Genomic DNA, 22,132 nt, shown 5'->3' with positions numbered 1-22,132 from the left:
ACGAAATGTCGATTTTCCTTCTGTTGCGCGCGTACGCTTCGTCGTTCTTCCATCGATTCGGCTGGGCCGGCCTGGCCATTGCGCTGGGCGTGCACCTGTCCACGGCCTGGATCGGCCTGGTGTTGCTGGGCGAGCAGCACCTTGTCGCCGCCGCCACGTTCACCTACTTCTATCTCACCACCACGCTCACCGTCGGCTATGGCGATCTCGCGCCGCAGACTGCGGCGGGACGGGTGTTCGTGGCTACCTGGGTGATGCTCGGGGGCATTGCGCTGCTGACGGCAGCCATCGGCAAAACCACCAGCAGCGTCATCGATGTATGGAGAAAAGGCATGAAAGGCAAAGGCGATTTCACTGGCCAGGTCGGCCATACGGTTCTCATCGGGTGGGAGGGCGCCTCCAGCGAGCGGGTCATTGAATTATTGCTGCAGGACGAAACGTCCAATGACAACCTGATCGTCATCTGCGATTGCGATCTCGAAGAAAACCCCATGCCCGGCAAGGCCTCGTTCATCAAGGGCGACAGCCTGTCCTCGGTCGCCCTGTTGCAGCGCGCCGGCGTACCCGGCGCCGAGCGCGTGCTGGTGCGAACCCATTCCGACGACCTGACCCTGGCCACGGTGCTGGCGGTCAATCGGCTGGGGCCCGTCGGGCATGTGGTCGCCCACTTCAATGACAGCGAAATTGCCGCCCTCGCCAGCGCCTATGCGCCGAGCCTGGAATGCACCTCCAGCATGGCCATCGAAATGCTCGTGCGTGCCTCCCAGGATCCGGGCTCGTCAGTGGTCATCAACGAGTTGCTCTGTGTCGGCGAAGGCGCCACCCAATACCTGATGAAACTGCCCGATGCGTTTGAAGCGACGTTCGGCGACCTCTACGGCCGAATGAAAGAGCAGCACAACGCTACGCTGATCGGCTACCGCGCCAAGGGTGCCCGACACCCATCGATCAATCCGCCCGGCACCACGCGCATCGCGGGTGGCGAACTCTTCTACATCGCGTCCGCGCGGCTCAAGGAAATTGCCCATGGGGTGGTTTAAACAGTTGATGGGGCTGGAGGCCCCGAACGCGAACAAGACAGCCAGCCATGACTCGCCCGTCAGCGGTCCGCTGGGCCTGGCCTCCGGCAAGCAGGTCATGTTCGATGCCACGCTCAAGTTGTTGCTCGACGGCAACAGCACCGTGGTCATCCCCGGCTCCCAACAGATCTGGAGCCTGGGCATCGTCGACCTCGGGCAGTCGAACTGGCTGTCGCGCTGCTACATGAACGACGAAGACTACTGGCTGCAAGTTCACACCAGCGGCGACGTCGCCGGGCAGGTCGAGTCGGTGATCCTGTTCAATTACCTCAGCTACGTCACGATCAACAGCGAAGCGGAATTGCGTCGGCTGGCTGGCCCGGAAAGCCTGATCGGCCTGCCGACCTACACCCACGACGGTGTCGAATACACCCGTGAATGGGGCTCCGAGGCTGGCCAGACAGAACTGGTGGCGTTGAGCGAGCGCGTGAGCAATCCGCAAGAGTCCTACAGCGTCGAGCACCGCTCGATGCTGTACGCCCGCGACACCGGCCTGACCGATCGCCGGGAATTCCTGCTGTTCTCTGTCGAAGAGGACGCCGAAGGCACCGTCAGCCTGAGCACTTCGCTGGGTATTTCGCTGTACACCACTGACCTGAACACTCTTTGAATAAGGAAGAATTCCATGCTTGAAGCGCTCTCCATTTCCCTGAACAAGGCTGCCGTGTTCGGCTTCGTCCTGTACATCCTCGGCGCGGCCGTGCTGTTCGCGCTGTTTCAGTTCATCTACATCCATGTCACGCCGCACAAAGAGTTCGAGCTGATCCGCTCGGGCAACGTGGCCGCGGCGATCGCCCTGAGCGGTGCCCTGGTTGGTTTCGCCATTCCGGCGAGCAACGTGATCGCCTACTCGATCAGCCTGCTGGATTTCGTCGTCTGGGCGGTGATCGCCGCAGCCGTCCAGTTGCTGGCCTTCCTGGTGACCAGCCTGGTGCTCAAGGGCGCTTCCGCGCGTATCAAGAATGGTGAGATCGCCGCCGGTATTTACATCGCCGCCGTGGCCATCAGCGTCGGCATGCTGAACGCCGCGTGCATGACGCCTTCCACGAACTGATTGCGCCACGGAGATCCCGATGAAACGAAGCAAGTACGTCCAGCTTTCGCTGGCTGCGTCGGTCGCCCTGGCGATATCCGGTTGCGGGCCAACGGAAAAAACCTACAAGTTGCAAAAGAAGTACAACTTCCAGTCCGTCCAGCAATGTGTCGATGAAAAGCTGCCGGTGGACATTTGCGCCGACGCCTACATGACCGCCATGGCCGAGCATCGTCGCATCGCGCCGACGTACGCCAGCCAGGCCGATTGCGATGCCGACTTCGTCCCCGATTGGTGCCAGCAGGACTCGTCCGGCCAGTTCATTCCCAAACTGGGCGGTTTCGAGCTGAGCGCCGATGGCGAAGTCACCCAATCCCAGGTGGACGCCGCCAGGGCCCAATTGCCCGCTTCGGAAGCGAACGTCGGTGGTTCAGGCTTCGGCAACCTGCTGACGGGCATGCTGATCGGCAACATGTTGAGCAGCAACCGCAACAGCTATTACTCCGAGCCGGTCTACCGTTACCGCGATGATCGCGGCAGCTTCGGGTCCTCGACCCTCAGCCAGCGTGTCTCCAGGGGCTCGACTTTTACCAAGTCCAACCAGGCGCGGTACGGCAGCTACACCGACACCATCAAGAGCAGCAAGCCGATGTCCGTTGCTTCCTCCACGTCTCGCGGTGGTTTCGGCAGCAGTTCCAGCGCCCGCAGCGGTTGGGGCGGATCGAGCAGCTCCGGCGGTTGAGGAACCAGCACCATGAAGAAGATCCAGTGCGCAGAACGTCCTGACTGGAAACAGACGGCCGAGCAGCTCGGCTTTCTGTTCCACACCATCGACGACGAGCCCTATTGGGACGAAAGCGCGTACTACCAGTTCAGCCTCAAGCAGATCGAGGATGACCTGGAAGACCCGACGACCGAGATCCATGAGATGTGCATGGACCTCGTGGCCCGCGTGGTCCAGAGCGAAGAATTGCTGGAGCGCCTGAGCATTCCCGCGCCGTTCTTCGAACTGGTTCGCACTTCATGGCTTGAAGGCCACCCGCACCTGTACGGGCGTATGGATTTCTCCTACAACGGCAGCGGCCCCGCCAAGCTGTTGGAGCTCAATTACGACACGCCGACCAGCCTCTACGAGGCGGCGGCGTTCCAGTGGGGCTGGCTGGAGCAATGCATCGAGCGCGGCGTGCTGCCGGCCCATGCCGACCAGTTCAACAGCATCGATACCAAGCTGCACCAGGCCTTTGCCCAGTTGCAGCTCAAGGAACCGTTTTATTTCGCCTCGATGAAAGGTTCGGTGGAAGACAAGGGCACCACGGACTACTTGCGCCTGATTGCGGAAAAAGTCGGCATCGAATCGCGGCACATCGATATCGAAGACATCGGCCTCAACAGTGACGGGCGTTTCGTCGACCTGGAGGAGCGCTGGATTCCACACCTGTTCAAGCTGCACGCCTGGGAGTTCATCTTCAACGAGCCGTTTGGCGCTGCGATCGCCCAATGCGATACGCAGTTTTTCGAGCCGGCCTGGAAGTCGATCATCTCCAACAAGGGCATTCTGCCGCTGCTGTGGGAATTCAACAAAGGCCACCCGAACCTGCTCGCGGCCCACCTGGATACCGACACGAGCAAAGCCGTGCCCAAGGGCTGGGTGCGCAAGCCGTTCTTTTCCCGAGAAGGCGCCAACATCGAGCTGCAGACTGCTGACGGTTTGATCGTCAAGGAAGATGGCCCTTATACCGACGCACCGTTCATCCTCCAGGAATTCGCGCCATTGCCACGCTTTGGCGACAGCTACACCCTAATCGGCTCCTGGGTCATCGGCGACCAGGCGGCCGGCATCGGCGTGCGCGAAGACAACAGCCTGATCACCAAGGATTCCAGCCGGTTCCTGCCGCATCTGATCCTCGACTGATTACCTAGCTTTGGGCCAAGCGTTGCCCCCCTATGGGAGCGAGCTCCCACAGGGGTGTGCGGTATGTCAGTTATCTCAAGTCCACCAGTACCGAACCAGATGAAAGAAGATTGGTGCGGCGAAGCACACCGAATCCAAGCGGTCGAGCATGCCGCCGTGGCCTTCGATCATGTGCCCCCAATCCTTGACGCCTCGGTCGCGCTTGATCGCCGACATGACGATGCCGCCGGCAAACCCCAGCAGGTTGATCAGCAAGGCAATGAGGAACGACTGCCATGGGTTGAACGGGGTGATCCACCACAACGCGCCGCCAATCAGCGAGGCCAGGAAAATGCCACCGACAAAGCCCTCGACGGTTTTCGACGGTGACAGGTTCGGTGCGATCTTGTGCTTGCCGAACAACTTGCCGCACACGTACTGCAACACATCCGACAATTGCACCACGATTACCAGATAGGCGATCAAGAGCAGGTTGCGCCCTTCGAAACCGGCAATGTCCAAGGTCAGCAACGCCGGTACAAAGGAGATGCAGAACACCGCGATCATCAAGCCCCACTGGACTTTGGAGGCGCGTTCCAGGAAGTGCGTGCTGTCGCCGCCAAGGGACGCGAGGATCGGCAGCAGCAGGAACACGTACACCGGAATGAAGATCGAAAACAGCCCGTACCAGTCGTAATAGATCAGCAAGTATTGCAGCGGCAGCGCCAGGTAGAACGCCGCCACCAAGGCTGGGTAATCGCTGCGCCGGGTGGGCGTCAGTGTGAGAAATTCCCGCAGCGCGTAGAACGACACGGCGTAGAACAACAGGATCACCGCCGCGTTGCCCAGCCAGAACGCGATGCCGATCACCAGCACCATGATCCACCAGGCATTTATCCGCGCATTGAGGTTCTCGATGACCGAGTTCGGTGCGCCTTTGGTCCGCAGCTTGAGAATAAAACCGACCAGCGAAGCCAGCAGCAGAATCGCGCCGATCCCGCCAAACAACATCAGGGTATATCGATCCATGTCAGACGTGCTCCGGGGCCAGCGCCAGCAGTGCGGCGCGGCTGCGTTCAAGGAATTGCTCTTTGCTTTCGCCTTCTTCGATGCACAGCGGCGCGCCGAAACTGGTGGTGCACAGCAGCGGCAAGGGCAATACGCGGCCCTTGGGCATGACGCGGTTGAGGTTGGCGATCCACACCGGGATCACCTCGACCTCGGGGTGGCTTTTCATCAGGTGGTAGATCCCGCTCTTGAACGGCAGCAGGCCTTCATCCGGGTTACGCGTGCCCTCGGGGAAGATGATCAGCGAGTCGCCGTTCTCCAGCGCATCGAGCATTGGCTGCAATGGGCTGTAGGAAGGGTCCTTGCGCTCGCGATCCACCAGCACGCCGTTGAACACCCGGTTGATGATGTAGCGGCGCATCGGGCTGGTTTGCCAATAGTCGGCGCCAGCGACGGGCCGAGTCAGTTTGCGCAGCGCCGGCGGTAGCGAGGCCCAGAGCAGCACGAAGTCGCCGTGGCTGCTGTGGTTGGCGAAATAGATCCGCTGCACCGGCGTGGGCGCGCAGCCGAGCCACAGGCTGCGAGCACCGGTGACCATCCGCGCGGCGGAGGTGATGAGGTTGGCGACCACGGGTTCGAACATGAGGATTCCTTGTCCTGAAAGCTTTGGTTTTATGCGACTTCTATAGCTGACAAACCATCGCCACAAAAGCCATTCACCTGCTGTTTTTAAACACCCAGACCCGAGTAAACCAGCCAGGGGCTCGCCAATACGAAGCTCACCGTCAACAGCGCTTGCGTCGCCACCAGCCAGGCTTGGCGGCGAAGCAGGCGCATGGAACCGTGGCTGCGCTCGGGCCATGACCGCCCGCCACGCTCGACCGGTTGCAGGCCGAGGTTGGCGAGGGCGGCGTCCAGCGCCTGGGTGCGTTCGGTAAGCGGCTTGCCAGCATCCGCGACGATCTGAAACAGATCGGCATCAAAGGCCACGCGAAACGCCAGATATTTTTCCTGCAGGCCGAGGACGAACACGCCGAAGCTCAGCAACAGCAGCCATGGATCGATGCTGCCCGCCAGCCATTGGCCCAGGCCGATCAGCGCCGCGAGCAAGGTCAGTCCGGTGGAGAGCTGGTCCAGCGAATGACCGCGGCGCAGCAGGCTCGCCACGGTATGCAGTTCCATGTCACTGCTCATGACGACTCCCTGAACCTGTGGACATCTGTTCCAGCGCCTGGCGATGCGCCGGGTGCAATACGACACCCGGGCGGGCGCGGCGGATCCGGGCGATGGCCGCCTCGACACTGTCGGCCCGACCGCTGTGCAGCAACCACGCCGCCACGACGGTGGCGCTACGTGAATAACCCAAGGCGCAGCAGACCAGTACCGGCCCGTGCTGGCGCAGGTGTTCGAGGGTTTGCGCGGCGCTCAGGCATTGTTCGGCGGTCGGTGCGCTGAGGTCGAGCACCGGCAAGGTGCGATAGGCGATGCCTGAGCTGTCCATGGACAGTTCCGCGCAAAGGTCGAGCACGGCGTTGAACGAGTGGTCCCGCAGTTCTGCCGACGTAGGAATCCGACCGAGCCAGACGTCATCCTCCACCTGATCCGGCTGCGGATGTTTGCGCGTCCACACGCGGGAGTTGATCCACGCCGCCGCCAGATAGGGCGCCAGCAACCAGCGCACCGCCGGGCTCAGCCGGCCATCTTCACGCTTCTGGAAGCCACTGGCGCCAAACGCCAGGTAATTCAACGCCACCATGAGCACCGCGACCGCCGGCCAGATCAGCCAGAGGCACGCGCCGCCGAAGGCGAACGCCAACGTGAAGAACACTGCGGCGCCCACGCCATAACGCAAGGCCAGTCGCAGGCGCGCCGGGTCGCGCGTCAGGCGTGCACTTCGCAGTGGACTCGGTCGGTCCAGCGGCCACAGCCAGACGCACAACCAACCGGCCAACGCACCGGTGGGCACGTCGACAAAATGGTGTTGGTAAGTGGTCAGCACCGACACGCCAATCAAGGCGAACCAGCTGTGCATCAACCAGCGCCAGAAGCCTTGCAGATGACGTTGATAGCAGACCCAGAGCACCACCAGCAGCGCGATGTGCAGGGACGGCGCCTGGTTGAACGGCTTGTCGAAGCCGGCCAGCACGTCGAACATCCAGCCGAACACCCCGTCCATTTCCGGCCGGGGAAAGGTGAACGTCAGCGGCCAGAGCAGGAAGCAACTGACGGCAATCACCTGAGCCGTGAGCAGGCGCAGGGCGTGGCGCTTCAGTTCGTCGCGGCTGTTGGGCAGCAGCAGGGACAGGCCGTACAACAAGTCGATCGACCAGTACGGCACGATCGTCCAGGCCAGGAACGGCATGTGGCTTTCCCAAGCGAACACCAGCGTGCCGACATCGTCACGCTGGGACGTGACCCAGGTGGCGAAGCCGTAGGTGCTGAAGAACAGCGGTGCCAGCAACAGCAGCCAGAGCACCGCCGCTTTCAGCAGCGCGGGTTCGCGAACCGGAGCAATGACCGCGCTCATTACTGGACTCGCTGAGCCAGCGAAACGCTGAAGATGCCCCACTCATCGACCCGCAGGGTGATCTTGCGGAAACCCGCCGCCTCAACCAGTTGGTCCATTTCCGCTTGAGTGCGCCGACGCATCACCCAGGCCTGGCCAGCGCGGTGGCTGGTCAGGGCGCGGGCGATCAATTCCAGCTGCGGGTGCCACGGCTGGCCGGTGTAGACCAGGAAACCACCGGGCTCGACCGCTTCGGCCAGGCCGGCCAGAGAGCTCGCGACCATCTGGTTATCGGCGAACAACTCATACAGGCCCGACACCACGGCGAGGGTCGGCTTGGGTTCCAGGGCTGCGAGATCCTGACGGTCGAAGGCATCGCCTTTGACGAATCGAGCGATATCGCCCAAACCTTTTTCAACGATCAGCGCACTGCCGTCGCGCACGTTGATGTCGCTGTAGTCGCGCAGCAGGATCGACTCCGGCAACGGGCTGACGCCTTGCAGCGCCTCGAGAATGTAACGGCCGTGTCCGGCGGCGATGTCGACGATGCGCACTTCGCGGTCCTGCTTGCGCAATTTGCCCATCGCCAGGCGCAGCAATTCTTCGACGTGCAACTTGCGTTGGCGAATGCCACGCCAGCCGATGGAGTTCAGGTAGTTCTGGTCGATCATCTTGCCCAGCGCAGACGTGCCGGTGGGCCGGTTGCGATAGACGTAATCCAGGGTACTGCCGGAGTCGAATCCGGTGTCGAAGCCCAGCTTTACCCCGGCGGACAACTTGCTGCCAAAACGCATGCTGGCGCGGGTCATGCGCCAGTAAAGATCGCGCAACGAGTTGTGGGGCAACGGCGTGGCCAGGGTTTCGGCTTCGGCGCAGGTCACGCCCAGGCGATCGGCGTCCAGCAGGGAAGGGCGCTCCAGCGGTCGGGCAAAATTTTGCAGGATGAAGCGTCGGGCACTGGCAATCGCCGGTGCGCGATTTTTCTCGCCGAGGGTGTCGTGGAAGAAACCCGGCAGGATGTGTTTTTCCTTTTGCAGGCTGCCCAGCCGCTCGAAGAACTGCTCCTGGGGTTTGCGATGCACCACAAAGTCGGAACCGGAGATCAACAGCTGCGTCGGCACCTGGATTGCCTGCGCGTCGGCGACAACCCGATCGGCGGCTTCGTACAGGCCCAGTAGCACATTCACCGAAATGGCCTTGGTGATCAGCGGATCGCTGTCGTAGGACGCCACCCGCTCCGGGTCATGACTGAGGAACTTCGCCTTGACGTAGCTGTTGACGAAAAAGTTGCCACGGAACTTGCGCATCAATGCCAGGCCCGGACGGGCAAACGGCACGTAGAGCTTGACCTTGAAGGCCGGCGACGCCAACACCAGCGAGCGAATGCGCGGTGCGTAATCGTGGACCCAGGTGGATGCGATCACCGCACCGACGCTTTGCGCCACCACGGCGATGTTCTGTTCGTCGATCTGGTGCGTTGCGCCGATGTGGTCACAAAAGGTCTGCACATCCCGCGCGCTGGTGGCAAAACTCGGGCTGTCGCCGCGTTCGCCAGGCGACTGGCCGTGGCCGCGTGCGTCCCAGGCGAAAAACTCGAACCCGGGCAGATCCAGCTCATCCACCAGATGCGCGATGCGCCCGGAGTGTTCATGGCCGCGGTGAAACAACAACACAGCCTGACGGGGTTCACCCGTCGCGGCCTCGACAGCCGGCCAGTGCCGGTAGAACAACTCCACGCCATCGTGGGTGGTGAACGTCAGTTCCTGGGCTTCGCGCATTGCAACTTCCTTATGCTGAGGGAGCGTTTTCCGACACCTGACTCAGGCCATGACGGACCCGATTGACCAAGGTATAAACCAGCAGGGCGGCAACCACCGCCATCACACCACCAACCCACAGCGCCCCGAGCCAACCCAAGGCAATACCGGTCGCGAGCACGCCGAACACAAAGGCGCGATCACTCTTGCCCATCGGCCCGTCATAACGCCGCGAAGCCCCGACCATCGCCCCCAGCACGCCGGCGTATTCGCTGAACAACGCCAACAGCGTGACCAACAACACGAGCAGCAGGCTGGTATCGGCAAACAAGGCAAAAGGCAGGATCAAGGCAGCGTCGGCGATGATATCGCATAGCTCATTGAGGTACGCGCCCAGATTCGATTGCTGGCCAAACTCCCGCGCCAGCATGCCATCCACCGCGTTCAAGGCCATGCGCAAGAACATCCAGACCGGCACGAGGATAAAAACCCACGGATGACTGGCGAACCACGCAATCACCGCCCCCACCAACACCGACACAGCACCCGCCAGGAGCGTGACCTGGTTGGCGGTGACACCCTTGTTGTAAAGACGTTGGACGGTGGGGCGAAGCAAATTCTGGAAGGCGGGTTTGAGTTGATAAATGGAAGGCATTTGAAATGGGATCTCGGCCGGATTCGGGGCAGGGCTTGTGCAGATGCGAGATTACGATAGGTTGAGGCGTTGCAGGTGGGTATTTACTGGGAATGCGCGCGGGTAGGCATCTGCGCGGGTGTTTGCGCTGGAAAACCGACTACAAAAGGACTGCTGAAATGCTGCGAGTGGATTGGCTCATCAACCACATGGATAAATGCAACCTGATGGCCGAGTGGCTTTATCGAGAGTTCAACTACGAATTTGCGCAGCAGTCGCTCGCCAGTTGGCAGGAAGAGTTTGCAGCGGGGCAACGCGATGGCCGCTGGAAATGCCTGATCGCCTTGGAACACGACCAGTTGTTGGGCGGCGCCTCGCTGGCGGGAGACGATCTACCTGAGCGCCCCGATCTCGGCCCTTGGCTTGCTTGCGTATTCACCAGCCCGAATGCCCGCCGCAGAGGGCTTGCGGCGCAGTTGATCGACGGCATCTGTAGCCATGCGAAAGAGGCAGGCTATACCACCTTGTTCCTACACACCCACAGCCAACGGGACTATTACGCCAGGCAGGGCTGGGAAGTGCTGGAGCGCTTCGAGGCTTGGGGCAAAGAGCAATGGCTCATGGCACGGTGTTTATGATTTTTTATAAGCGCTAGCCCCCAGCACGCAGCGGCCCGCCGACCGGGACGTACTCGACCGGGGCATCCCCGGACAACGTTTCGATGGGGTCTTCGGTGTAGCCGAAGCCTTCCTCTTTCAGATTGATCGAATGCACGCTGTGCTCACGGGCGGTGTTTTCGGTGAGTTTGGTGAACAGGCGGTGATCGGCGGGTTGGGTGAAGCGATCGCCGAGGTGGAGTTGGGCGAAGGTCAGGGTGGGGTGGTTCATGGCTGGGCGCTCCGAGTGATACGTGGTCTCTCTGGGATTGAGGGGCGCGTTGGGATTGGGTTCCGTTTTTGCACAGTCGAACGCGATGATCGGCTTGGAGTAGGCATCTGGATTTAGGTGCTCCCTTGTGGGAGCGAGCTTGCTCGCGATGGCGGTGTGTGAGCTGGAATCAATTTAACTGATCTGGCGCTGGTGCCGGTAAGCGCACTTTTACAGTTAAGCGGTATTTATATCTTGCCAAGTCGGCTTTGCAACTATAGTTAGGGCAGTAACTAAAGTTGCTCCAAGCCTACGAGTGGTTCGCAGTGAGGGCTAGGCAAAATTTTCATAAGTGGGCGGGATATAGGTTCAAGCCTCTGAAACTGAAATGTATGAATCGGGGTGGGTTTGAAGGGCAGCCAATCAAATCAATCATAACTTTTGTTCCGTTTATATCAATTATGGCTGTTCCATCCTCGGCAATTGAAATCAGCTGAGCATTAAGGTTGATCACTTCCTTTTTCATTGATAAAGAATAAGATTCATTAGCGTCTTTGGCATTTTCGCCATACACGAACTCATCTTTAATCTCTAGTTCGACTTCCCATTCCTCTCCTGCTGCGGGTATCCCGTCTTTCCAGGTAGCCGCTCCAGTACCAATAGCTGTCGAAAAGGTAACATGCAAATGGCTGACGGTTTTCCTTACCGAATTTATTTTTACTTTCATTTGTTATCTTTCCTAGAGGAACTCGGACTACGTGTTGTCAACGTTAATTGCCGTTCCTTTCAAGTTGTATTTTTATGTTATGGGGCTGCCTGCCTAAAATACTCACCAACACGCGGTCCTAGCTATTCTGCGTCCAAAATTTTTCTATATCTTTTGAAAACGGCCTCAGCGTGATCATCGCCTGAGATAAGGTTTTCGTAGAAAAATTCATCAATAGCCCATTCAGGAAAAACCAGTTGAGTCTGATTTTCGCTATTGCTAGCTTCTTTGAAGTTAAGCTGCCAGTGGCTTGAGAGACGTTTGTCAGTGATCTCAAAAAAATCCGCGGCAACGGGGACTGGGTATTTCTCGTAGTTGTCGCGGCATATATATAGCCAAGGGCAGTTGTCCCAGAATTCTATGCCGTAGACGACGTATTCTTTGTCTTTTTCCAAATTCAGCTCGCCATCAGGGCGAGAGATATATTGTTTTAGGCGTGCTAGCGTCTCCAATGAAAGCAGGCTATTGTATAAGTTGTCTATTTTACACTTGGCTTTCATTTTTTAATGTCTCCGGGTGGTACCGATGGGTCGTTCCCCCAAGGTTTTATATTGTCGTGACTATGGTTAGTGAACTTGAAATCCATTAGTTTGCCTGTGCTAGGATCCCGGACGTAATGAACTACGGAGTCGTTTCCGTTATAGGACTTTGTTTTCAGCTCCCACTTTTCCATTCCTTTGAAGTTCGGGTCCTTTAGACCTGTCATGATCCGATCTCCTCCGCCTTTTTTTGCGTGCTCTAGTGTCATTTCATCTTGAATACTTTTTGGGTCACGACTCCATTTGTCTGGTTTTGGTGGTGCCGGAGGTGATGGCTCACCCTCATCCACTCCAACCTTAGCCGCCGGATCCTGCTCGCCAACCGCCGGCTTTTTACACCCATCCCCCGGGCAACCTTCCAACCCCAACGGATCCACCCACCCCGTCGGGTTCAGGGTGTACCGGTACCCATTGAGCCCTCCCGCCAACTTGCTCGGGTCAGGCGTGAGATACCGCCCCGTGTCCGGATTGTAGTACCGGTGCCGGTTGTAGTGCAGGCCGCTTTCCAAATCGTGGTATTGGCCTTGGAAACGCAGCGGTTGGGTCAGTTGTTTGCCGGGGCCGTGGGCCAGTTTGGTGAGTTTGCCATAGCCGGTGTAGCGCGCCGCCCAGACGATTTCGCCTTGGTGGCTGGTCAGTTCCTGCGGTGTGCCGAGGTGGTCGTTGTGGTAGTAGAACGGCGTGGCGTTTTTTGGGCCTTGGCCTTCGAGCAGGGCGAGGGGGCGGAAGGTGCCAGGCTCGTAGACGTAGCTTTGATAATGGTGGTCGCTGCTTTCGGCGATGAGCTGGTCGCCTTGCCAGATGAATTCGGTGGTCTGGCCGTCCACAGTCTTTTCAATGCGTCGGCCGAAGGCGTCGTAGCGGTAGGACGTATCGTTGCCTTCCGAGGTGGTGAGGCCGATGAGGCGGTGCTGGCTGTCGTAGCGGTATTCGGTGACCAGGCACTGGGCTTTGCCGCGGCGTTCGCGGACCAGGTTGCCGTAGGCGTCGTAGTCGTAGTGGCGGTCGCCCTCCATCAGCAGGCGGTTGCCCTTGAGCGTGGTCGGGCCGGGGCGGTCGTGCAGCAGCAGGTTGCCGGCCGGATCGTGGGAAAAGTGCTCGGGGGGCTGGCTGTGGGCGTAGTCGATACGCAGCAGGCGATCTTGCGGGTCGTAGTGGTAGGCGCGTCGGTTTCGGGTGTCGGACAGCGTGGCGAGGTTGCCGTTGGCGCTGTAGGAATAGTCGCGCCAGAACAGTTGTTTCTGCTGGGTCTGCCACACGGTCTGGGCTTTGAGGCGGCCCTGTTCGTCGTAGCTGTAGTCGCTGAGCAGCAGGCCTTGCTGGCGCTGGCGCTCGCGGGTGCCGGTGAAGCGGTGTTCGGTCAGGCACTGGCCGTTGAGGTCGATGGCCAGCAGCGCGCCGCCATAGAGGTGGCGGTAATTGAGGGTGCTGCGGTCGGGCAGGCGGCAGTAGGTCAGCCGGCCGGCCTCGTCGTAGCGATAGTGCAGGGTGGCCCAGCCCTGGTGTTCGGCGACGAGGCGGTCCTGGTTGTCGTATTCGTAGGCCAGCGGCCAGTGGCCGTCGTCGACGCTGACCAGCCGGCCGAGGGCGTCGTAGCGGTACTCGACCGGTTTGCCGTCGGGCAAGGTCTTGCGCAACAGGCGGCCAGCGCTGTCGCGCTGATAAGCGGTGAGCCGCTGGCTGCCATCGGCACCGAACTCGGTCTTTTCCAGCAGGTGGCCGTTGAGGTCGTAGGCGTAGCCGGTGCGCTGGCCGTCGAAGCCGGTTTCCTGTCGGATCAATCCGTTGGGCGTGTAGGCCAGCTGATATTTTTCGCCGGATTCGTTCTCGATTTCGGTGAGCAGCAGCCGCGCCGAGTCGTAGCGATACTTCAGTTCGCTGCCATCGGGATTGAGCCGCCGGCTGATCAGGTGCAGGTCGTCGGCGTATTCGTAGCGGGTGATGCGCCCCAGTTCGTCGCGTTCGGCGGTGACCTTGCCGTAGGCGTTGTAGCTCCAGGCGCGAGTGGCGCCGGTGGGCAGGGTGGTTTGCAGCAAGCGGCCGACGGCATCCCACTGGTAATGGGTGATCGCACCATGTTCGTCCTTGCGGGTCAGCAGACGCCCCAACGTATCGTAGGAAAAACTCCGCTGGCTGTCGTCGGGCAGGGTTTCTTCAGTCAGCTGGCCCTGGCTATTGCGGACAAAATGATGGGTGCCGCCGTCCGGATAGCGGATCGAGAGCAGTTGCCCCTGGGCGTCATAGGCGTACCGGGTGCTGTGACGATCCGGGTCGAAGGCCTCGATCACATCGCCTTGGGCATTGCGCCGGTAGGTCCACACGGCTTTGCCGCGCTGTCGGGCGTGCAGGAAACCGTTGCGGTATTCGTAGGACGTCGGCTCGCCTTCAGGCGGAATCAGCGCCACCAGCCGTCCGGCTTCGTCGTAGCGGTATTCGGTGACCGCGCCCAGCGGATCCTGCTCGGCGGTCAGCCGACCCTGCTCGTCATAAGCCTTGAGCTGTTCGCCGCCAACGGGATCGACCTGGCGCACCAACCGTGCGCGATCGTCGTGGACGTACACTTCCTGGCTGCCGTCCAGATGCCGGACCGTGACGCTGCCGTCCTCGCCCCAGCTGTAGTGGCTGTCCATCTGCGCGAACGACGCCCAGTGCCGCACGCAGCGCGCCGCCGGGCCGAGGCCTTGCCATTCCCAGTAGAAACTCGCGCCGCCGGCCAGTTGCCGCTGGAGGATGACGTGCTGGTCGTCGTAGTCGTAGCGCTCGCTTTCGCCGGCGGCATTGGTCGCCTCGATCAGTCGGAAACGGCCGTCGTAGCGGTAGGTCACCAGCGTCTGTTCGGTGCGCCAGGCTTCGTCCGGATGCTGTTGCGGGTCAAAGCTCTGATAGTCGATGGCGACCAGGTGGCGATGCTCATAGCGCAACCGCAGGCCGCGCCGGGCGCCGTTGTCCAGGCGGCTGATGTCGCCGTAGATGTTGCGCTGGACGGTCAGGCGGTTGTCGTACCGATCGCTCAGCGCCGTCAGATGACCGTCGCGAAAGTGCAGGAAAGGGGCGTCTTCGCCGGGCTGGGCGATGATCAGTTCGTCCGGCTCGCGGCTCAGGTAGATCGCCGCGCGGGCCAGGCTGTTGTGGATCGCCGGGCGCCGCAGGCTGGGGCGAGGAAAGGTGGTGCGGCGGTTTTCCTGGTCGATCCAGGTCACCTGCTCGCCCTCGATCACCAAGCGATGGGCCAGGCCATGGCTCCAGCCACGGCCGAGGCCGATGTCCAGCTCGGCGGCGCTGGTGCGATAGAGACGGGTGAAGACGAACGGCAAGCGCCCGTCGAGGGTGCCGTCCTCCAGGGTCAGCAGTTCCTCGCCAGTGACCATCGACACCGGGCAGCCGTCGGTGCGGGTCTGGGCGGCGCTGTCGGCGGGGTCGCCGTTGGGGTTTTTCGAGGGGGTCGGGGCGTCGTCGTGGGGTTCGTACTTGCTCAGTCGTGAAGCAGGCTGGGATTTTTCCCGCACGATCGGGACCGGACGTCTGACCGACAGCGGCACCGACCCCGTGGTGATCTGCAACGGCGTGACGGGCGCCGGCCCCACCGACGGCCCTCGGCCACCGATCACCAGCGGTTTCAGTACATCGGCATGTTTGTCGAGGCTGCCGCCGCCGAGTTGGCCCAATCGCTGGCTGGATGCCTGCAACCACTCGCGGGCGCGTTCCGAGCGGACATGGCGCAACACTTTGCCGGTCAGGCGCAGACCCAGACCCAGGCCGCCAGTAAAACGCGCCAACAGAAAGTTGATCAGAATGGCGGCGCGTATTTCGCCCATGACTTCAGCCATGTACTGCGGCGGCAACATCCGCAGCCAACTGGTGAAGGCCGCCGTGTAGACCAAGAGCAACGGCTCGTCGCTCAAGATCATCAAGGCTTTGGCTATCGCCTCTGCCGGGGCTTTCAGCAGCTGCTCAAGCTCGAGCTCGGTGAGGTACTCCAGCAACTTTTCGCTATTGGCCTGCAGGTCCGCCAACAGATCGAAGACCTGCTTGATGTCGTCCCATAGCCCATGCAGAGCGTTTTCAAAACCGCGCAACTGAGCCTGCTGCAATACGTCGACGCGCTTGAGGAAACTGCTTTCGGAAAATTCCTTCCACAGTGGTTGAAACTCGTTCCACTCGGCTTTCAGCCAGCCTTCGAGCTCGACAATCACCTGCTGGTAGGACGCGTACAGCGCCTTGACGTGAACGGTCGTCAGATCAGGAAAAAAGGTAATGCGGTACCGCCGGCCGCGGTCGCATTCAGGTATTTCCAAGATGCCGCTGGGGCCGATGTCGTGACGCACCGCCTCGCCAAACGTTTCCTTCCCCGGCTCGCCGCCAAGGATTGGCTCCAGCATCACCGGCGTGTCGCCGATCGGCACGAAACGCGAGGCCTGGAACATATGCACCAGCGTCAACGGGCCCTGCGCCGGACACCGCGCCACCAGAGAACTGACCTGCTTGCCGCCGGTTCTTGCAGGCGCCAGCGCGACCTCGTCGCCCACCTTGAACGCCTGCTTGATGCCCAGCGTCCGGCCGGCCCAGAAATCTTCCGCCCAGGTGTCGTAGTCGCTCAGGCACTGGCGGAAATCCTTCAGCACCCGTTCGACATCGGGTTGGTCCGAGTCCATGGCCGCCATTACCAGCGAGCCAATGACGTTGCCCTGGGCAAGGATTTTCTCGTAGAAGGGCATGCAGGCATCTCGCGGCGCAGGGTAGACGCGAGACTTTGCCGGGGGTGGCAAAGGAAATAAGTCAGGAAAAGAAGCAGCGCGTGTAGGGCGTTTCTTTAATTGGCACTGCGTTGTCGGGGGCAGGCCGAATGCTGAATGGAGGCGACTCAGCCGAGGGGGTTTATCAGGCTCGTGGGATCTGGAAGGGGCTGACGCTGTCTTGCGCCATTGCTTACAACTGCGTCGCCTTGTGCGTTTTTTGGGAGGGGCAGTAGCTTGGGTCCTGTCGCTGCCAACAGTGATCGGATTTAGTTGCTCGTCTCAGCCTAAGGCGTACAAGATCCTAGATTCGGGGGGCTTGCCAGGAGCGCCAACAGTAAATTGTGCAAGTACCCCTTGCACAATTTGCCGCAATCGCAGCGTCGCTCCGCTATACCGGCAGATATGGATGACGTGTCGCCATTTCTGGATTTCAGCGACACGTTCTGTCGTCATGTCGCCAGCAGCGACATATTCATACAAGTTCCGCCGTGGGAGCGAGCCTGTTCGCGATAGCGGGTTATCCAGCCAAATGGATCAGCAGGCTACAGACGAATCACCAGCCCGGCACAATTCCAAGATGCAGCCGACGCAGCCTTGCGCCTTTGCCTACGACTACGCCAGAATCGGCCGGCTTGTGCGGCTTGGGGTTGGTCGGTAGCTTGGGTCCTGTCACTGCTCATCAGTGATCGGGTTTAGTCGCCCGTCTCAACCTAAGGCGTACCAAGTCCCCGTCGGACAGGCTTTGCTGTTCCTGTAATGATGGTGGCTGTGCGCAGGGCGCCCCCGGGCGCGCCGGGATTCTTAGGTTCACCGGTCGACTAACCTGCGTACAGCTGCCGCCCTCTCGTTTAGTCGCGAGGTGGTTGCAGCGTCACTTACAGGAACCTAAGTCATGGCAAAAATTACACCGAACTCCCCAGCTACAGAGGGACATGAGTCTCGCGCTCAGTCTGCTCGCAACAAGAAAATCGATGATGAAACGTCCGACAAGCCCGACGCCTTATTTACCGTCGCACCTGATGTGGATATGGAGTGCCTGCTCGCGAACCTGAGCGAAAGCCTGGCTTCGGCCAATGCGATGATCAGCGATCTCGCGTTCGATCTGGAAGGCTCGCGACGACATGTCGCGTTGGGGATCTTGCAGTTGATTGAGCTGAGTGAGTTGTTGGCGAACCGGGCTTTGGATGTTGTTGAGATGAGGTAGGGCGGGGCGTTGGCTGCCCGCCAGGCATAAAAAAGGTCTTGCTTGGCAAGACCTTTGCGTCTCCCGATTGCCCCTAAACGACGAGCGCTCAGATTGTCCAGATGAGATATACGCGGCCCTAACAGGTCGCCATCTCCGGCCTGAAACTGCTGGTGGTCAACCGCTTTAACGCGATCCCAAGCGCGTGATCATCAAACAACCTGCTTTTGCGAGCCGCAGCACCCGCTCCGCCGTTCCAGCGCTTCATCGCCTCGCGAATCGCAGGTACAGTCGGGGTGACCCCCTCCTGGCTCAGCAACCAATCAACTGTCGCCAATAACTCCATGCCGAAAGGCGACTCAAAACCATCGATCAACTCGGCGGTGCGTTCCAAAGCCTGGGCGTATTCCTTGGCTTCTGTCTGGAGATAAGTCTGTAGGAACGCTTTGCGCCCTTCATCGAACCAGATCACGTCGCTGATACCCGCATCACTGATACGTTTGTCGCAATGCAGATAGCTTCCATCCAGGTTATTAAGCAGATGCTCCAGCCGGTTGGCGTACGGCCCGTATTTATGAGCAACAAACTGAAGATTCAGAGGGTTCTCGGTGTTCGGCAGCTTTTCGATAGCGCGCTCAAGAAACCAGGCAAGCTTCTGAATCTCAAGCAGGCTGCATTCCATACCCAGAACCCAGTAGCGACGAACCAGTTCGGCAATCAATGCACGCGCAGGCGTGAGCTTCTCCACACCGCTACGCTTAGCAACGTTCAAATACTGGTTGGACGGCTCGAACACCAGCACATCGACATCCAGATCACTCAAGACTTCAACAATCTGCTCGCGAACCTCGGGCCACTTCAAACCACCGTTGCCGGCCCCTAGCGGTGGAACGGCCACGGACTTCACATCGTTTTCGATCAGGAAGCGACGCAGGTCGTGCAGGCCTTCAGTGATCCACACCATCTGCGAAGGTGATCGCCAGTGCCGTTTGGTCGGGAAGTTCACGATCCAGCGTGGCCCTTCCAGTTCGTTGACCGCCGTCACGTGAACCTTGCCCGTCTCCACTTCGCCAGCCTTGCAGGCCGCCGAGTACAGGCGGTAATTCTCCGTGAAGCGCTCTTTGAACATCAGCGCGATACCTTTACCCATCACGCCCACGGTATTCACCGTGTTGACCAGAGCTTCGGTTTTGGCTTCCAAAAGGTTGCCTTGGGTAAAACGGATCATTGGAAAAACCATCCCGGACGCGCATGAACAGGTAACGCCAAGCCCCTTACGGCCACGTCCTGCTCTATGCGGTTTTTCATTGCATCGGTGTAGCACATGATGCCAAGGAGTCCTGTAATGGGGAGATGGTTATGGATCAGCGCTTCGGCCTGATACCGCTCCATCTTACGAGGGTCGTCAGGATCGCGCTTGAAGTCGCGTCGTTGAATGATAGACCAATCGATCTGGCCGAGATTCTCCAGGTCGCTGTAGTAGTCTGTCCAATCAGGGTAGGCATGGGCTGTCGTGTAGACGAACGGAAGGTCCATCTGCTCAATGCGGTACAGGCTGGAGACCAGGATCACGATCTCATCATTGCTGCGCTGCTGAACACTCCGCCCCGAGTGGATGTTTTTCATCATCACAGAGAAGGGCGTGAAATAAAAGGGCACGTAGTCAGCCAATACCCCTCCCGGAGCTATGGGAACGTGCCGAGCTCGGCGTTTGTCGATCAAGTCAACGTTGCCGATGTTTACGTACTGCGGTGACTGAACGCCCGAATTCGCACAGTGCAGACCGTTGTCCAGAATCCAAGGCAGGTTCTCCCGATGGACAATACGCCAAATCAGAGCTTTCTCTGGATTCAGTCTGCTGTAGATCATTTGCGAAACATTCCGGGATTCACGGTGAGGCGTACATTAACACCGGCCTCCCGCATTTTTTCCGTGCAAAGCGCCTCGACATCAGAATTCGGAACAAAAAGTATTGAAAAATCATTCGGCGGAACGATGCCGGGCGAGAGGCACTCTGCCATGCAGATACTTTTGCAGTGGTGGTCTTGGTAATCTCGGGTGCCCATGACCTCCCAGTTGATGGCTTCGAAGCCTTGGTCGTAGTCAAGTAGCTGAATTCATCATTCGCCAGTGGGTGGCGAGGAATGATTTTCCAACCATTTTTTTGGCATGTGATCGGTAAACCGAGATCAGTACAAATGTTGATTTCGGTCTGTTGAACTGCACGCTTCCGTCAAATGGATTTGCAGCAAACCAGTGAAAGGGCACATAGCGATCAAGCTCAAGGGCTTGGCGTTTTTTCAGAATCTCGCTGTCGGCTAGGTCAGTAAATGTGGTGAGATCAGCCCGAGGTTTCAGGCCTTCCCTAAGTATCCCGTCGAGGTTTTCAGCCGAGGTAAGGTGGTACAGAAGCTTTTGATCCTTGATATTTCTGACTTCTGACATGCTGGTCTCCTTGACCCATGTATCTAATCTCAGGATCTGAGCAGGCTTAAGCCCCTCATTGTTGTTAGATCTAGCAAATGGCACGTTACTCTGTAGAAATTAGTAAAGCATTATTAGTGATGCTGTTCTGCCATTAATTTGGGGTGTGCAGCTCGCTCCCTTGTCTTGACTGGTCATCAAGGTAGCAATCACCATTCATCGCTCGGTTACGCAAATCCCAAAGGACTCAAAACTTGCCTATCAAAACGGACGTCTGGACCGTCGGTCTTGTACCGAACAAGCTTCGCCAAAGCCGATTGGCCAGCGAGCAGCTCCTTGAAGAAATGATCATCAGCTCTCCCAGCATCCTCTCTGAGGAATGGATGCTGATAGGCAGGCAAGAATCCACCGGAATGGGCGGTCGCATTGACCTTCTGGCCATTGCCCCTGATGGAAGTCTGGTGCTGATTGAGCTCAAAAGAGATCGCACACCCCGTGAAGTCGTTGCTCAGGCCCTCGACTATGCCGTTTGGGTTGAAAGCCTGCATGAGAACGAAATCGCGGCGATTTACCAACGGTTCCGACCTGGGAGCAGCTTGTATGCAGATTTTCTCGCGCGCTTTGGTCGTGTGCTCGATGATGATGATCTGAATAAAAGCCATCAACTGATCATCGTCGCCACGGAGTTGGACGCCAGCAGCGAGCGAATCGTTGAATACCTCAGCAAGCGGGATATTGCGATCAACGTGCTTTGCTTCCAAGTTTTCCAGGTGGGTGATCAGCAATTGCTGAGTCGGTCCTGGTTACTCGATCCTGTTCAGACTCAGGTGAACGCCGTATCGACGAGTGAAGGGCACGGCGAGCCCTGGAACGGAGAGTTTTATTGTTCGTTCGGCGATTCCGTCTCGCGCTCATGGGCTGATGCCGTGGAGTTCGGTTTCATTTCTGGTGGCGGAGGTGCGTGGTACAGCAAGACCTTGCAACTCCTCTCTCCGGGAGATCGGGTCTGGGTAAATATTCCCCAGCAAGGTTATGTCGGTGTTGGGCGTGTTTTGGGAGCGTCCACGCCTGCAAACGAGTTCACAATTATGCAGGATGGCGAAGAACGGCCGGTACTAGAGGTTGCGAAACGCGCCACCTATCACGCTGAGTTTGTCGACGATCCGGAGCGCTGCGAGTACTTTGTTCCGATTCAATGGCTGCAGAGCGTGCCTGTAAGTCAGGCTGTGCGGGAGGTCGGAATGTTTGGTAATCAGAATACGGTTTGCCGTCCCACTACGTCCAAATGGCGGTGGACGATTGAACGACTGAAGCAGCGATTTCCGCATTACGACGATGTGGCTGTTGCCGAGGGTGTGAGCATGCCGTAAAGGCGGCCATAAAATGGCAAAGTTCCCCTAGGGAACTGGAGAGTCAGACCAGCAAGAACGGTCTCCAGATTCGCCCTTCCAGCGCAGACGATTCGATTCGTGTTCTCAGGGAGGGAAAAGATCTCAGACATTAAAAAGCCGGCTTATGGCCGGCTTCTCGTTGACTGATTCAGTTCGTTTTTGACAAACCTTACCAGCCTTCAAAACGTACATCCGGCTCTTGCGGCCGGCTGTGGGACTTGGTCAGAACGTGATCTGCCTTGTCGGTGCGAGGCTTGGGCTCGCAAATGTGGGGCGCAGGATACGCGGGTTTGCTTCGGAATCCCAGTAGTAATTGGT

At 59.2% G+C, this 22,132-nt stretch carries 20 protein-coding genes and 1 pseudogene; 8 read left to right on the top strand and 13 right to left on the bottom strand.

The genetic code is table 11. From position 1 onward, the window contains the following. The first annotated feature begins 5 nt into the window (after positions 1 to 5). Genes M1E16_RS24250 through M1E16_RS24230 form a run of 5 tightly spaced genes read left to right on the top strand, consistent with a single transcriptional unit; the run spans position 6 to position 4,024 of the window. Positions 6 to 1,040 carry an ion channel gene (locus M1E16_RS24250; RefSeq protein WP_458128576.1) on the top strand — a complete coding sequence of 345 codons (1,035 nt, stop codon included), beginning with the start codon at positions 6 to 8 and terminating at the stop codon, positions 1,038 to 1,040. Further along, positions 1,027 to 1,689, top strand: coding sequence for a DUF2491 family protein (locus M1E16_RS24245; protein WP_434696690.1), 663 nt, complete (start codon positions 1,027 to 1,029; stop codon positions 1,687 to 1,689). Before M1E16_RS24250 ends, M1E16_RS24245 begins: the two co-directional genes overlap by 14 nt. Positions 1,690 to 1,704: 15 nt before the next feature. Then, on the top strand, positions 1,705 to 2,133 hold the full coding sequence (locus tag M1E16_RS24240; RefSeq protein WP_434571556.1) for a DUF350 domain-containing protein: 429 nt from the start codon (positions 1,705 to 1,707) through the stop codon (positions 2,131 to 2,133). A 19-nt stretch (positions 2,134 to 2,152) separates the two neighbouring features. Further along, positions 2,153 to 2,854, top strand: coding sequence for a DUF1190 domain-containing protein (locus M1E16_RS24235; protein WP_458128575.1), 702 nt, complete (start codon positions 2,153 to 2,155; stop codon positions 2,852 to 2,854). 12 nt (positions 2,855 to 2,866) lie between these two features. Further along, complete coding sequence (locus M1E16_RS24230; RefSeq protein ID WP_458128574.1) at positions 2,867 to 4,024, top strand: glutathionylspermidine synthase family protein; 1,158 nt, start codon at positions 2,867 to 2,869, stop codon at positions 4,022 to 4,024. A 75-nt stretch (positions 4,025 to 4,099) separates the two neighbouring features. Here the strand turns inward: M1E16_RS24230 and M1E16_RS24225 are convergent, their stop codons facing one another. The 6 genes from M1E16_RS24225 to M1E16_RS24200 all read right to left on the bottom strand — a co-directional run bounded on the left by M1E16_RS24225 (position 4,100) and on the right by M1E16_RS24200 (position 9,929). Further along, on the bottom strand, positions 4,100 to 5,032 hold the full coding sequence (locus M1E16_RS24225) for a phosphatidate cytidylyltransferase (RefSeq protein WP_135847378.1): 933 nt from the start codon (positions 5,030 to 5,032) through the stop codon (positions 4,100 to 4,102). 1 nt (position 5,033) lies between these two features. Beyond that, positions 5,034 to 5,654, bottom strand: coding sequence for a lysophospholipid acyltransferase family protein (locus M1E16_RS24220; RefSeq protein WP_434571559.1), 621 nt, complete (start codon positions 5,652 to 5,654; stop codon positions 5,034 to 5,036). 86 nt (positions 5,655 to 5,740) lie between these two features. Then, on the bottom strand, positions 5,741 to 6,205 hold the full coding sequence (locus tag M1E16_RS24215; protein ID WP_458128573.1) for a hypothetical protein: 465 nt from the start codon (positions 6,203 to 6,205) through the stop codon (positions 5,741 to 5,743). After that, positions 6,195 to 7,538 (bottom strand): phosphatase PAP2/dual specificity phosphatase family protein, encoded by a 1,344-nt coding sequence (locus tag M1E16_RS24210; RefSeq protein ID WP_458128572.1) that lies wholly within the window; start codon positions 7,536 to 7,538, stop codon positions 6,195 to 6,197. The genes M1E16_RS24215 and M1E16_RS24210 overlap by 11 nt, the downstream gene beginning before the upstream one ends. Continuing rightward, positions 7,538 to 9,295, bottom strand: a complete 1,758-nt coding sequence (locus M1E16_RS24205; RefSeq protein ID WP_458128571.1) for a bifunctional alpha/beta hydrolase/class I SAM-dependent methyltransferase — start codon at positions 9,293 to 9,295, stop codon at positions 7,538 to 7,540. Before M1E16_RS24205 ends, M1E16_RS24210 begins: the two co-directional genes overlap by 1 nt. Before the next feature lie 10 nt (positions 9,296 to 9,305). Next, positions 9,306 to 9,929 carry a CDP-alcohol phosphatidyltransferase family protein gene (locus tag M1E16_RS24200; RefSeq protein ID WP_458128570.1) on the bottom strand — a complete coding sequence of 208 codons (624 nt, stop codon included), beginning with the start codon at positions 9,927 to 9,929 and terminating at the stop codon, positions 9,306 to 9,308. 158 nt (positions 9,930 to 10,087) lie between these two features. Between M1E16_RS24200 and M1E16_RS24195 the strand changes: the two genes are divergently transcribed. Further along, the gene (locus M1E16_RS24195; RefSeq protein ID WP_458128569.1) at positions 10,088 to 10,546 is read left to right on the top strand and encodes a GNAT family N-acetyltransferase; all 459 of its coding nucleotides are present in this window, start codon (positions 10,088 to 10,090) and stop codon (positions 10,544 to 10,546) included. Between the two features lie 13 nt (positions 10,547 to 10,559). Here the strand turns inward: M1E16_RS24195 and M1E16_RS24190 are convergent, their stop codons facing one another. The 4 genes from M1E16_RS24190 to M1E16_RS24175 all read right to left on the bottom strand — a co-directional run bounded on the left by M1E16_RS24190 (position 10,560) and on the right by M1E16_RS24175 (position 16,795). Beyond that, positions 10,560 to 10,796, bottom strand: coding sequence for a hypothetical protein (locus M1E16_RS24190; RefSeq protein WP_458128568.1), 237 nt, complete (start codon positions 10,794 to 10,796; stop codon positions 10,560 to 10,562). A 325-nt stretch (positions 10,797 to 11,121) separates the two neighbouring features. Continuing rightward, positions 11,122 to 11,502: a hypothetical protein gene (locus M1E16_RS24185; protein ID WP_458128567.1), complete on the bottom strand. Its 381-nt coding sequence runs from the start codon at positions 11,500 to 11,502 to the stop codon at positions 11,122 to 11,124. A gap of 122 nt (positions 11,503 to 11,624) precedes the next feature. After that, positions 11,625 to 12,041 (bottom strand): hypothetical protein, encoded by a 417-nt coding sequence (locus M1E16_RS24180; protein ID WP_458128566.1) that lies wholly within the window; start codon positions 12,039 to 12,041, stop codon positions 11,625 to 11,627. Next, a complete protein-coding gene (locus M1E16_RS24175; RefSeq protein ID WP_458128565.1) occupies positions 12,038 to 16,795 on the bottom strand; it encodes an RHS repeat-associated core domain-containing protein in 4,758 nt (1,585 codons plus the stop codon). The genes M1E16_RS24180 and M1E16_RS24175 overlap by 4 nt, the downstream gene beginning before the upstream one ends. Positions 16,796 to 17,708: 913 nt before the next feature. On the opposite strand from M1E16_RS24175, the gene M1E16_RS24170 reads away from it, so the two are divergent. Further along, positions 17,709 to 18,020 carry a DUF6124 family protein gene (locus M1E16_RS24170; RefSeq protein ID WP_458128564.1) on the top strand — a complete coding sequence of 104 codons (312 nt, stop codon included), beginning with the start codon at positions 17,709 to 17,711 and terminating at the stop codon, positions 18,018 to 18,020. Between the two features lie 118 nt (positions 18,021 to 18,138). On the opposite strand, the gene darG is transcribed toward M1E16_RS24170, so the two are convergent. From darG to M1E16_RS24155, 3 genes and pseudogenes are all read right to left on the bottom strand, one after another. Next, entirely contained in the window at positions 18,139 to 19,227 is a 1,089-nt protein-coding gene (darG, locus tag M1E16_RS24165) for a type II toxin-antitoxin system antitoxin DNA ADP-ribosyl glycohydrolase DarG (RefSeq protein ID WP_458128563.1), read from the bottom strand. After that, on the bottom strand, positions 19,224 to 19,868 hold the full coding sequence (gene darT / locus M1E16_RS24160) for a type II toxin-antitoxin system toxin DNA ADP-ribosyl transferase DarT (protein ID WP_458128562.1): 645 nt from the start codon (positions 19,866 to 19,868) through the stop codon (positions 19,224 to 19,226). The genes darG and darT overlap by 4 nt, the downstream gene beginning before the upstream one ends. Next, positions 19,865 to 20,444: pseudogene (locus M1E16_RS24155) on the bottom strand (DarT ssDNA thymidine ADP-ribosyltransferase family protein). The gene darT and the pseudogene M1E16_RS24155 overlap by 4 nt, the downstream one beginning before the upstream one ends. A gap of 233 nt (positions 20,445 to 20,677) precedes the next feature. On the opposite strand from M1E16_RS24155, the gene M1E16_RS24150 reads away from it, so the two are divergent. Next, complete coding sequence (locus tag M1E16_RS24150) at positions 20,678 to 21,793, top strand: endonuclease NucS domain-containing protein (RefSeq protein WP_458128561.1); 1,116 nt, start codon at positions 20,678 to 20,680, stop codon at positions 21,791 to 21,793. Positions 21,794 to 22,132 lie beyond the last annotated feature (339 nt).

It is taken from the genome of Pseudomonas sp. Z2-11 (genome assembly GCF_054161305.1).
This window is presented reverse-complemented; position numbering and strand designations above follow the sequence as displayed.

Bases quoted from the DNA above. Each gene is read 5' to 3' on its own strand.
- M1E16_RS24185 (WP_458128567.1), bottom strand. From the start codon at position 11,502: ATGAAAGTAAAAATAAATTCGGTAAGGAAAACCGTCAGCCATTTGCAT.
- M1E16_RS24235 (WP_458128575.1), top strand. From the start codon at position 2,153: ATGAAACGAAGCAAGTACGTCCAGCTTTCGCTGGCTGCGTCGGTCGCC.
- darT (WP_458128562.1), bottom strand. From the start codon at position 19,868: ATGATCTACAGCAGACTGAATCCAGAGAAAGCTCTGATTTGGCGTATT.
- darG (WP_458128563.1), bottom strand. From the start codon at position 19,227: ATGATCCGTTTTACCCAAGGCAACCTTTTGGAAGCCAAAACCGAAGCT.
- M1E16_RS24205 (WP_458128571.1), bottom strand. From the start codon at position 9,295: ATGCGCGAAGCCCAGGAACTGACGTTCACCACCCACGATGGCGTGGAG.
- M1E16_RS24200 (WP_458128570.1), bottom strand. From the start codon at position 9,929: ATGCCTTCCATTTATCAACTCAAACCCGCCTTCCAGAATTTGCTTCGC.
- M1E16_RS24180 (WP_458128566.1), bottom strand. From the start codon at position 12,041: ATGAAAGCCAAGTGTAAAATAGACAACTTATACAATAGCCTGCTTTCA.
- M1E16_RS24175 (WP_458128565.1), bottom strand. From the start codon at position 16,795: ATGCCCTTCTACGAGAAAATCCTTGCCCAGGGCAACGTCATTGGCTCG.
- M1E16_RS24230 (WP_458128574.1), top strand. From the start codon at position 2,867: ATGAAGAAGATCCAGTGCGCAGAACGTCCTGACTGGAAACAGACGGCC.
- M1E16_RS24250 (WP_458128576.1), top strand. From the start codon at position 6: ATGTCGATTTTCCTTCTGTTGCGCGCGTACGCTTCGTCGTTCTTCCAT.
- M1E16_RS24170 (WP_458128564.1), top strand. From the start codon at position 17,709: ATGGCAAAAATTACACCGAACTCCCCAGCTACAGAGGGACATGAGTCT.
- M1E16_RS24215 (WP_458128573.1), bottom strand. From the start codon at position 6,205: ATGAGCAGTGACATGGAACTGCATACCGTGGCGAGCCTGCTGCGCCGC.
- M1E16_RS24195 (WP_458128569.1), top strand. From the start codon at position 10,088: ATGCTGCGAGTGGATTGGCTCATCAACCACATGGATAAATGCAACCTG.
- M1E16_RS24220 (WP_434571559.1), bottom strand. From the start codon at position 5,654: ATGTTCGAACCCGTGGTCGCCAACCTCATCACCTCCGCCGCGCGGATG.
- M1E16_RS24240 (WP_434571556.1), top strand. From the start codon at position 1,705: ATGCTTGAAGCGCTCTCCATTTCCCTGAACAAGGCTGCCGTGTTCGGC.
- M1E16_RS24210 (WP_458128572.1), bottom strand. From the start codon at position 7,538: ATGAGCGCGGTCATTGCTCCGGTTCGCGAACCCGCGCTGCTGAAAGCG.
- M1E16_RS24190 (WP_458128568.1), bottom strand. From the start codon at position 10,796: ATGAACCACCCCACCCTGACCTTCGCCCAACTCCACCTCGGCGATCGC.
- M1E16_RS24225 (WP_135847378.1), bottom strand. From the start codon at position 5,032: ATGGATCGATATACCCTGATGTTGTTTGGCGGGATCGGCGCGATTCTG.
- M1E16_RS24245 (WP_434696690.1), top strand. From the start codon at position 1,027: ATGGGGTGGTTTAAACAGTTGATGGGGCTGGAGGCCCCGAACGCGAAC.